Source organism: Actinobaculum suis, assembly GCF_900102025.1.
Classification (GTDB): Bacteria; Actinomycetota; Actinomycetes; order Actinomycetales; family Actinomycetaceae; genus Actinobaculum; species Actinobaculum suis.
Genome location: NZ_FNAU01000024.1, coordinates 1 through 8,947, shown reverse-complemented (window position 1 = coordinate 8,947; position 8,947 = coordinate 1). Strand labels below are relative to the sequence as shown.

General features: G+C 55.2%; 10 protein-coding genes and 1 pseudogene. 3 read left to right on the top strand and 8 right to left on the bottom strand.

Features of this window, described 5'->3' with window-relative positions; translation table 11 throughout:
- Positions 1–350, top strand: a pseudogene (locus BLT47_RS09465) (hypothetical protein); the annotation flags it as partial.
- Positions 351–681: 331 nt separating this feature from the next.
- On the opposite strand, the gene BLT47_RS08645 reads toward BLT47_RS09465, so the two are convergent.
- The 5 genes from BLT47_RS08645 to BLT47_RS08625 form a co-directional block, all read right to left on the bottom strand.
- The gene (locus tag BLT47_RS08645) at positions 682–1,530 is read right to left on the bottom strand and encodes a metal ABC transporter permease (RefSeq protein ID WP_049619548.1); all 849 of its coding nucleotides are present in this window, start codon (positions 1,528–1,530) and stop codon (positions 682–684) included.
- Positions 1,517–2,191 (bottom strand): metal ABC transporter ATP-binding protein, encoded by a 675-nt coding sequence (locus BLT47_RS08640; protein WP_074663905.1) that lies wholly within the window; start codon positions 2,189–2,191, stop codon positions 1,517–1,519. The genes BLT47_RS08645 and BLT47_RS08640 overlap by 14 nt, the downstream gene beginning before the upstream one ends.
- A gap of 12 nt (positions 2,192–2,203) precedes the next feature.
- Positions 2,204–3,484 (bottom strand): metal ABC transporter substrate-binding protein, encoded by a 1,281-nt coding sequence (locus BLT47_RS08635; RefSeq protein WP_049619546.1) that lies wholly within the window; start codon positions 3,482–3,484, stop codon positions 2,204–2,206.
- 138 nt (positions 3,485–3,622) lie between these two features.
- Positions 3,623–4,315, bottom strand: coding sequence for a ZinT/AdcA family metal-binding protein (locus BLT47_RS08630; RefSeq protein WP_049619545.1), 693 nt, complete (start codon positions 4,313–4,315; stop codon positions 3,623–3,625).
- A 357-nt stretch (positions 4,316–4,672) separates the two neighbouring features.
- Complete coding sequence (locus BLT47_RS08625; RefSeq protein WP_074663900.1) at positions 4,673–5,038, bottom strand: alpha/beta hydrolase domain-containing protein; 366 nt, start codon at positions 5,036–5,038, stop codon at positions 4,673–4,675.
- A 129-nt stretch (positions 5,039–5,167) separates the two neighbouring features.
- On the opposite strand from BLT47_RS08625, the gene BLT47_RS08620 reads away from it, so the two are divergent.
- Entirely contained in the window at positions 5,168–5,389 is a 222-nt protein-coding gene (locus BLT47_RS08620) for a hypothetical protein (RefSeq protein WP_143021831.1), read from the top strand.
- Positions 5,390–5,672: 283 nt separating this feature from the next.
- Here the strand turns inward: BLT47_RS08620 and BLT47_RS08615 are convergent, their stop codons facing one another.
- Together BLT47_RS08615 and BLT47_RS08610 are read right to left on the bottom strand one after the other, a co-directional pair.
- Positions 5,673–6,029 carry an aldose epimerase family protein gene (locus BLT47_RS08615; protein WP_074663892.1) on the bottom strand — a complete coding sequence of 119 codons (357 nt, stop codon included), beginning with the start codon at positions 6,027–6,029 and terminating at the stop codon, positions 5,673–5,675.
- Between the two features lie 30 nt (positions 6,030–6,059).
- Positions 6,060–6,380 carry a hypothetical protein gene (locus BLT47_RS08610; protein ID WP_074663888.1) on the bottom strand — a complete coding sequence of 107 codons (321 nt, stop codon included), beginning with the start codon at positions 6,378–6,380 and terminating at the stop codon, positions 6,060–6,062.
- A gap of 30 nt (positions 6,381–6,410) precedes the next feature.
- Here BLT47_RS08610 and BLT47_RS09385 point away from each other — a divergent pair, with 30 nt between their 5' ends.
- Entirely contained in the window at positions 6,411–6,548 is a 138-nt protein-coding gene (locus BLT47_RS09385; protein WP_176764511.1) for a hypothetical protein, read from the top strand.
- Positions 6,549–6,898: 350 nt separating this feature from the next.
- Here BLT47_RS09385 and BLT47_RS08605 read toward each other — a convergent pair.
- On the bottom strand, positions 6,899–8,947 hold a 2,049-nt coding region (locus BLT47_RS08605), incomplete at its 5' end, for a class I SAM-dependent DNA methyltransferase (RefSeq protein WP_074663884.1).

Here is an 8,947-nt window from a genome sequence, read left to right as displayed (position 1 = left end):
TTATGGATACTCGGTTACATTCATGGCGGCAGTTCTTGGGGTTTACTGGCCAGGGTTATTATGCGTGGCGTTCCCGAAGCGCCCTACGCCAGGCCAGGGCACAGCAGCGGCGGCGTTTTGATGAGGCGGTAGCAAAAGAGTTTGAAAACTCCCGGCAAACTTATGGGGCACCGCGTCTAGCAATAGCCCTGTGCCGGCGCGGTATTCATGCCGATAAGCAGACCACTCAAACCGTGCTAAAAGCCTTGGATATGGCGATTGGGCTACGGGGGCGCGCACCACGCAAATTGGTGTTGCACGCGGACCCGGATCCACACGGCTATCGGCGGTCACACACCCGTCAAATATGAATTAATAACCGCGGTACCATTCGTGGAAGCCGCTTAGAAAAACGTCAACAACTTGAGGACAAGCCCAAAGGGATGGATGAGGCGAGAAGGGTACACGACCTTCCTAGAGCATAAACGTTGGGCTTTGGCCTCAGCCAAAGTCACGCTATGCGCGCTTCCGACTCGAACTCCGGGCTACCCTTCGCTGGGTGTGGCACCGGTATCTCAGTCGGCTGTGGAGCAGCAGTTCGCCTCCTGCCGCGCCCCAAACCTCTTGTTATTCAGCGAAAACCGCCCAATCAGTGATTCCGCCGGGATTCGGCGAAACCACCGCTACTCAGCGATGTGGCTTCTACTCAGCGAAAACCGCGTTGATCATCGCGGGCGAATTGGCCTCGCTGCGGTCTACGCGTTTCCTAATCGACCGGTAGACGAGGAAGATAAGCATTCCCGCCACGGCCACCATCACGATGGCACCACCCGGCCGCACCTCATGGTAGTAGGAGAGGGTGATACCCGTCATCGTGTAGATCACGCCGAGGAGTACCGACAGCAGCGTGGTATCCCGGTAGCTACGCGAAACCAGCAGCGCGCTTGCCACCGGCAGCACCATAATCGAGACCACCAAAAGCGCCCCGATGATCTTCGAACCAAGCGCCACCGTCACCGCGGCGAGCGCCGTGAAAATCGCATTACTCATACCAACGCGCGTACCGGAAAGCCGTGCAAGCGTTGGATCTACCGACATATCAAGCAGCGATCCGTAGAGCACAATCGAGGCACCCACCACGAGCACAAATACCACCGCGGTGAGAATGAGGTCGCTCCACATCACCGAGGAAATACTTCCGAACAGATACGATTCGAAGCTGCGGCCACCGGGTGCCAGATCCGAGAGGATCACGGCTAAACCAAGACCGGCCGCCATCGTCACCGCGGTTGCCAGATCGCCGTACTGCGGCGCGTATTTACGGATCGTTTCAATCAGGAACGCCCCGGCAACCGCCACCAGGATGGCGCCCGCCACCGGGTTGAAACCGGCAATGAGCCCCAGGCCCACACCCGCCAGTGCGGTATGCGACAGCGCGTCACCCATCATGGCGGTACGCCGGTTGACCATCACCACGCCGATCAGCGGAATCGAGATTCCCAGCATGAGGCCGACCATGAGGGTCCGGCGCATAAACTCAAATTCCAGCATGAAGTTGGCCCTCCTGAATATTGATGAAGGTATCGATATTCATATTCTCAATAATCGTCTTCGTATCATGCGTCACGATCAGAACGGTCAGCCCTTTTTCTGACGTGTACTTATCGAGGAACTGCAGGAATTCCTCACGGCTTTCTTTGTCGACGCCGGCGGTCGGCTCATCCAAAATAACGATTTCCGGATCGTGAATGAGCGCACGTGTAATCATGACGCGCTGCTGCAAACCGCCGGAGAGTTCCGAAAACGGGAAGTGAATATATTTCTCAAGCCCCATCTGCGTTAGTGTGTCTTCGGCACGGTCCAGATGCCGGCGTCGCGGAATTTTCGCAAAGCCGAAATCAGAAAGCAGACCCATCACCACGATTTCGCGGGCGGTAATGGGGAAAGCAGTTTGGCTGATCGCGTTGTTTTGCGGCACGTAGCCCAGCTCCAGCACGCCGCGACGCTTATGCATACTCGAGCCGAGCACCTTCACGGTTCCCGACGCCGGTTCCAGCGCCCCGATAATCAGCTTCAAAAGGGTCGATTTGCCGGAGCCGTTTTCCCCGGTCATACACACCGTTTCGCCCTTTTTGATGGTCAGATCAACGCCTTGAATTACGGGGTGTGGGCCGTATGAAAAATAGACGTTATCCAGTGAAATTGCGTCCACAATCGTTCCTTCTTATCGCACCAGTGAAACGTAGAGGTTTTCCAAGTTCATTCGCATGAGGCCGACGTATCCGCCGTACTTTTCGCCCTGCTCCTTCGTTACGTATTCCATGGAAGCAAGCGGCAAAAGTTCGGCGTCGACTTCGGCAGCCACAGTGTCTGCGCCATACGGGAGGGACCCAAGTTCGTAGAAAATATATTCGACGTCGTTATCGCGCACGTACCTAATTGCATTCGTGAGCGTACGAATACTGGGCTGGTTCATACTGGTGAGCCCCTGCAGTGGGTATTGGATTAATTCAAAATCCCGGGCCAAATATTCGTAGGCGTTGTGGCTCACCACGAATTCGCGATGCTCCAAGTCCCTCATTTTGATTTTGTATTCGTTGTGGACTTCCGTCATGGAGCTCACGAGGTCAAATTTGTTTTTCGCGTAGACGTCTTCGTGTTCGGGGTACTTCTTGCGCAGCGTGTCGTTGATGGCGTTGACGTAGCTTTTCGCGTTGACGAGTGAGAGCCAGGAATGCGGGTCGTAGGTGATTTTGTCGGTGGCGCTCGAGGCGTTATCCATCAGGACTTCGGGTTCGATGGTGTGCCCGCCGGAATCAGCAAGTGTATAGGGGAGGAGCTGCTCGGAGATGCGGTCGGCGATAAAAATCCAGTCGCCGTCGTCGGGAATTGTGAAATCAAGCCGGCCGGCTTCGTGGCCCATCTTGATTTTCATGACCTTCCCGCTTTCCACGGTGGGGCTGTTGTCCTGGGTGACTTCGGGGCCCTCGTCGCGCATGAGTTCTTTGCACTTGTCAATGAGCGCTTGGCCTTCGAGGCCGTCATCGTTTTTATAGAAGGCAACGCGCATGTGTTTTTCGTGCGTGTGGCCAAAGATAATGGAGTATTCTTTGCCGCCTTCGAAGCCGGGGCGGGCGAGATATTGGAATTCGCCGATTGCGGCGGCGCCTTTGTAGTTGATGAGGTCGATGTAATCGGAAAGGCGCAGAACTTCCAGATCCGGGATTGCGGATTGCACCTGATCGAGCCAGGGCTCAAAGTTGGCTCCGTTGACCACGAGGAGATCAGCTTGGGCGAGCTCCTTCATGTCTTTAGGAGTGGGTTCCCACATGTGGGGGTCTTTATCTGCCGGCATGAAAATCCGCACGTCGAGCGTATCGCCCGCGACGGTGGAAACCATGTCGTAGACAGGATAGAACGAGGCATACACGACCGGTTTGCCTTCGCTACTTTCGTTAGGTTGGCTACTACATCCGGTAACTGTGAAAACCAGTGCGAGAGCCATTGCGAACAGTGCTCGGATAAACCTCACGTGTATGCCCCGTCCCTTCAGTAACTCTGTTAATCCAGTCACGTTATCGCTGAGATGCTGGAGCATCGGGATGATGCGAGCGCATCGCCGAGATACCAGCATCGGGCGATTTTAGTGATGGTGTTCGAAGATTTCTTCCTTGACCATTTCAATGTCGGCGGTGCCCTTCTTGATCATGACAGGGAACCAATCGTCCTTCTTGAGGATTTCATCGATGGAATCGCCGTAGCGCATGTGGAAGTGGACGAGCTTCTCTTCGCCGTGCTGCGGCATGAGAGCAACGTACTTGTGCGGAGCACCTTCAGCACCCTTGAAGAAGTGCCAGGCGAAGGAGTGTTCCGAGGAGCTTACGTCGTAAGCGGTTTCGTGCGTGTACTCGTAGCCCTGTTCGGTCGGGTTATCAGCCTTGTCGAGATCGGCAATGAAGGTGATCGTCTTGTCGTCGATCTTGATTGCGTCGAATTCAGTGCCGTTGCGTTCGTCAAGTTCAGCCTTGACCTGCTCAACGGTTTCGCCTTCTTCCTTGGCGTGTTCTTCCATTTCGGCCTGAATCTCGGGGTTATCGAAGTAACCCGAGGTGGATTCCCAGGTGCCTTCCCAGTCGGCGAGGGTGGCCTTCTTGTCAGTTTCGATAGCGCCTTCCTGCGGAGCAGCCGACGTGGTCGGATCGGCAGGGGCTTCAGCCGTGGTGGTCGGAGCTGCGGCCGACGTGGTGGCATCGCTGCCGCCATTATCGTTCGAGCAGCCAACCAGCGCGAGAGCCAGGGCCGCACCAACGGCAGCGAAACGAATGTGCTTACTCATAGAGTTCTCCGTTTCTAATGTATGTTTGTTAGTTGATTTCATACAGAATGAAATTTTCGGTAAACGATGTGGCCCATACTATTAGGGAAGCCTTACCTGCGGCAAGGCTCTTGCCGTAAATAAGGCTTATCAGCCGCCCTGAGTTCGCGACACTGCGTCTGTTTGCGGCTTTTCCGGGATGAAGGTCCTGTGGTGGCGGTCTTCTTGGTGCGTGACTGAGCGAATTCTCAGTTTTTCAGTAAGTGGTGTGGCTGGTGTGACTGGTGTGGTGATTGTGGCGGGCGGCGCGGGGTGGTTATGCCACGCTTTCAGGTGGCACTATCCCCGCCCCTGGTGACGCCACGCACTGCGGTTTTTCTATGCCACGCTTTGCGGCGAGGACTGCGGCGCTGGTGCTCCGTTAACCGCACGTTCCCACAACTCGGCTTCGACATTGCGGAGCAAGCGGCGCCCGGTTTTTTCTAGATATCCTGCTTTTTCGAGTGCGTCGTCGTGCACATCGCATGCCCCGTAGTAGGCCTCCACGCTCGGATACCGTTCCAGGATGGAGTCCTTGCTGTGGAGGCGCATCGTGCCACGCAGTGGGTTATCGTCCTGGCTGGGTGAGAAATCCGCAATCGGTTCGGCTACCAGGCTCAACGTTACCCCGCCGGTAATCTGGCCGCGCTCATCGCGGAGGAATTCGCCGTCGGCCGCCTCAAATTTTCTTATGGGCGCTTCCACAAATGGCCGGGAGCACTGAAAGAATAGCGAGGGTATGAGCTTACGCGACCTGGAAGAAACGGAACTGCGCGAGTCCGGAATCTAGGGGCCAAGCCCATTATTAGGCGGTGCGAACGTATGAACCACTGGATGAATGAAACGCGGCTAGAGGTCGAAACCTTTATTCTCAAAGGCACGACGGTCACGTTCCCCGAATATTTTGCGAGCCAACACGATGAACTCTTAGTATCCACCACCGCTGACCTCGCCGAGGCCGCGCGCGAGTTCTTCAGCTGGCAAGCGGAGTACGTTGGGGGATTCGACAGCACGTACCTGGAAAGAATTCAGGCGCTGACGGAGGTTCTCAAGTAACCGGGGATATTGACATACGCACGCCCGCGCCCTACTTCACAACACTACTCGCCACGAACGTCGATGGGGGGCGACGTGCTCGCGGTAAGGTTTCAATGCGCGACGACGAGCTGGCTTCTGAACGCAGGAGAAGCGGGTCGAAGCTACACAGCTTCCTCTGTTTATGACTTGGCGATAAGCCATAATCTATGTGGTGGTGGATTATGACTTCAAGACGGGCAAAGAAACCACACATGCCGCCGCACCAGGCGACGGCATTTTGAGGCGAGAGTCCAGCTCGGGGTTACTTGGCTGCTTCGACGGTGACGCTCATCTCCAGGGCGTTGGTTTCACCGGGGGAGAGCTCGTTGGTTGCGGTGGTAACTTCGAGGCCGAGTTGGAGTCCGTCGCTTCGCAGCCTTGCGGTGTAGCCGGCGTCGTGTTCGGTGATGTCCCATGCTTGGCGACGCGCCCAGCCATGCTGCAGCTCGCCTAAGAAGGTAGCGAACCACGGTGCGATGACGGGGATGCCGCCGCGGATGGCTTCGCCCTCGCCGAAAGCGCTGGCTGAGGACAGGTAGAAGAGGTCTCCGAATTCGGTGGTGCAGGATGTGACGTGAGCTCCGACGGGATCGTATGCGAGGTTATTTATCGTTGCCATGTTCCCATCGTAACGCTGCGATCGGATGAATTAATCGTATTTTTTGGAGAAAATTGGGCATTTGTGGCAGGGCGGTCTTGACGCGCGTTCGGCTTCAACAACATCTGCATACACGCGGTTACGTCCGTTGAGCCGGCAGATGAGTTGGCCGGCCGCGCTGCGTAGTTCAATCGTGGGTTTCGCTTTAGAACCTTCGGGGACCGGCAGGTAATTGAAGGTTACGCCCTTGAAATACCAGTGTTTACGTGGGCGAAGTTCTGCGTAGTCGTCCTCGTTATTTTCGAAATATTCGATGTACGACGCCGTTTCCGGCACGCCGTTACGCGTCGCTTCGACATAGTTTTCGATCACTTGGTTACTTTTTGGCCTGAAAACGGTGACATGACGGATACCCGGATAACCGGGGAGATTGCCTTCTATTCGTGCCTGTACTTTTATTTCAATTCCGGCCCGGCGCGCGGATCTGATGGTGTTACGGGGAAGAACGTGAATAAATCCTATGGGGAAGCCCCTGTGTAGCAGACACATTCCGTGACTACTCCGAGTATCCCATACAGTTCCGGTAGCGGTACTTGTCATTTTTGCGTCGCCCGTAGGAACGTGCTGGTACGAGGAACTGTCATACACGTAAACCTGGTCCTCATAAACTTCTTTATCCGCGGGCAACGTAATTCGGGTGGTGACGGGCTCTGAGGTAAGCGGATAGAGCGTGTGGTCACGATACAATCGCGAGCTAGCCCCATGCTGTGACGTTTCAGGGCGCAGAAATGATTCTTCGCGGCGAAAGAGGCTAGATAGCCAACTAAAAATACGATTAGGTGGGATGCTCTTTATTCTCCTGTGTGGGTTGGTGTGGCGTGGGTGCCGGGTTATTTTGTGGTGGCTTGGGCGTAGAGCTTGAAGAGGTGGGCGACGATGGCGGTTTCGCGCGCGGAGTCTTCCATGTCTGAATAGTCGACGCCGTAGGCGGCTTCTACGGCGCGGTCAAGTTGCTCGTGGGCTCGCGTGAGTTCCGGGTAGAGCCAGCTGTTATCTGGGTCGTACAGATCGGCGAGTGTAGCCCCCGGATATTCTTCGCGGGCATCCAATACTGCCTGCGCAGCGCTTTCGATTGCTTCTCGCTGTGAATCCGTGGGATCTGGGAACACGAAGTTGTTGTAGACCGTGGTGTTTCCGTAGTTGTAGCGCAATTCGAGGCGGCCAGTCACAACCCGCATGAAAGCATTGTGGAATTGTGACATTAGAACACCAAAGATAAATAGTGAATCCGTTGGAATGAAATACAGCTTATTCCCCGGAATCATCCCATTAGTAACGAATCCAAGCGGGATATATCGGCGGCGTTCCGAGGAAACGACCGGGATGCCGATGTAGGTTCTGTCTTTGAATTTTGAGGTGGGGCGCAAGAGATGCGGGGTGTCCTTGAGTTTGTAAGCATCACCGGTTGTGGTTTGCTGGCTGCGCCACTCACGGCAAGCCTCAACTCGAGCCCTCACATGCGGTAAGTCCTTAAAATCTGCCGGCGTAACATCCACAAGCCACAGACAATACCGATCCACGCCATTAATGAATTCTTGCCCCATGGAGAAGGGGCGAATCCACTTTTCAGCGGCAGGTTCCTCGGTGATTATGTCTTCATATTCATCGGCGGAGAGCAGGAGATATCCGTTATCGGTAGCCTGGAAGCCCTTTGACATTTCAGGAACATCACTGAGAGGTTTGCTACGACGTCGGATAAACACATCGGGAGCATCGGTGAGGTAGGCGTTAATATGGCCCACCGCGCTGGGCATCCCGATCTCGCGTGCTGAACCCGCTGCGCGTTCTTCCGGCGTCGCGCGACGATAATCCCAGAGGTATTTTTCTTTTCGTTCCTTATGAGAGAAGCCGATGATAACGCAGGTGACTTGCGCTTGATCGGTCGCTTCATTTGCCCATGAAAAGGACCGGTGCGCGAAGTTGATGGAAATACCCATCTCGAAAAGCGGCTGCCACAGCGGTGTAACCTGTTGGCCTTGGCAAATCGAGTTGGTGGATACCAACGCGGCTTCACAGGCCGTGCCTTGCATATATTCCGCGGCTTTCCGGTGCCAGCAGGCTACATAGTCTAGGATGCCTCCGCCTTTTCCGAAGATCGCGAGGCGTTCTTCTTTCTGATCTGTGTTCAGCCGTGAGTACCCCAAGAACGGCGGGTTGCCGATGATGTAGCTGCATTTTTCGGGTGGGAGAATTTCAGCCCAGTCAGTACGTAAAGCGTTCCCTTGCACGATATGTGCGGCGTCGGACAACGGTAAATCTTCAATCAGCTGGGTGACGATGGTTTGCGCTTCGATATTGGCCTGCAGTTCGGCAATCCACATGGCCGTGGAGGCAACTGAGACCGCGAAGTCGTTGATTTCTATGCCGTAGAACTGGTCGAGCGAGACTTTCAGCGGCGTGATATCGCCGAAAGCGAGTTCGGTTTGATCGGTGAGTTCGGAGAGCGCTTTGTTTTCGAGGCGGCGCAGCGAGATATAGGTTTCCGTGAGGAAATTTCCGGAGCCGCACGCCGGATCAAAGAAAGTAAGGCCTGCAATTTTATCGTGGAAAGCGCGTAGCCGGTTTTTGCGTTTGACGTCCTGGCCGGCGAATTCGGTGAGGATGTTTTGGAGTTCGGCGGTGAGATCGTCGAGGAAAAGTGGGTCGATCACTTTGTGGATATTTTCCGGGCTGGTGTAGTGCATGCCGCCGCTGGCACGGGTTTCCGGGTTCAGGGTGGATTCGAAAACGCCGCCGAAAATGGTCGGAGAGATTTCCGCCCAGTTCGTATCCCGCGAGACCCGATTGACCAGGAGATCATAGAGTTCCTCGGTGAATAGTGGAATTTCGATTGGGCCGGAGGTACGAGAATTAAACAGCCCTCCGTTGACGTAGGGGAA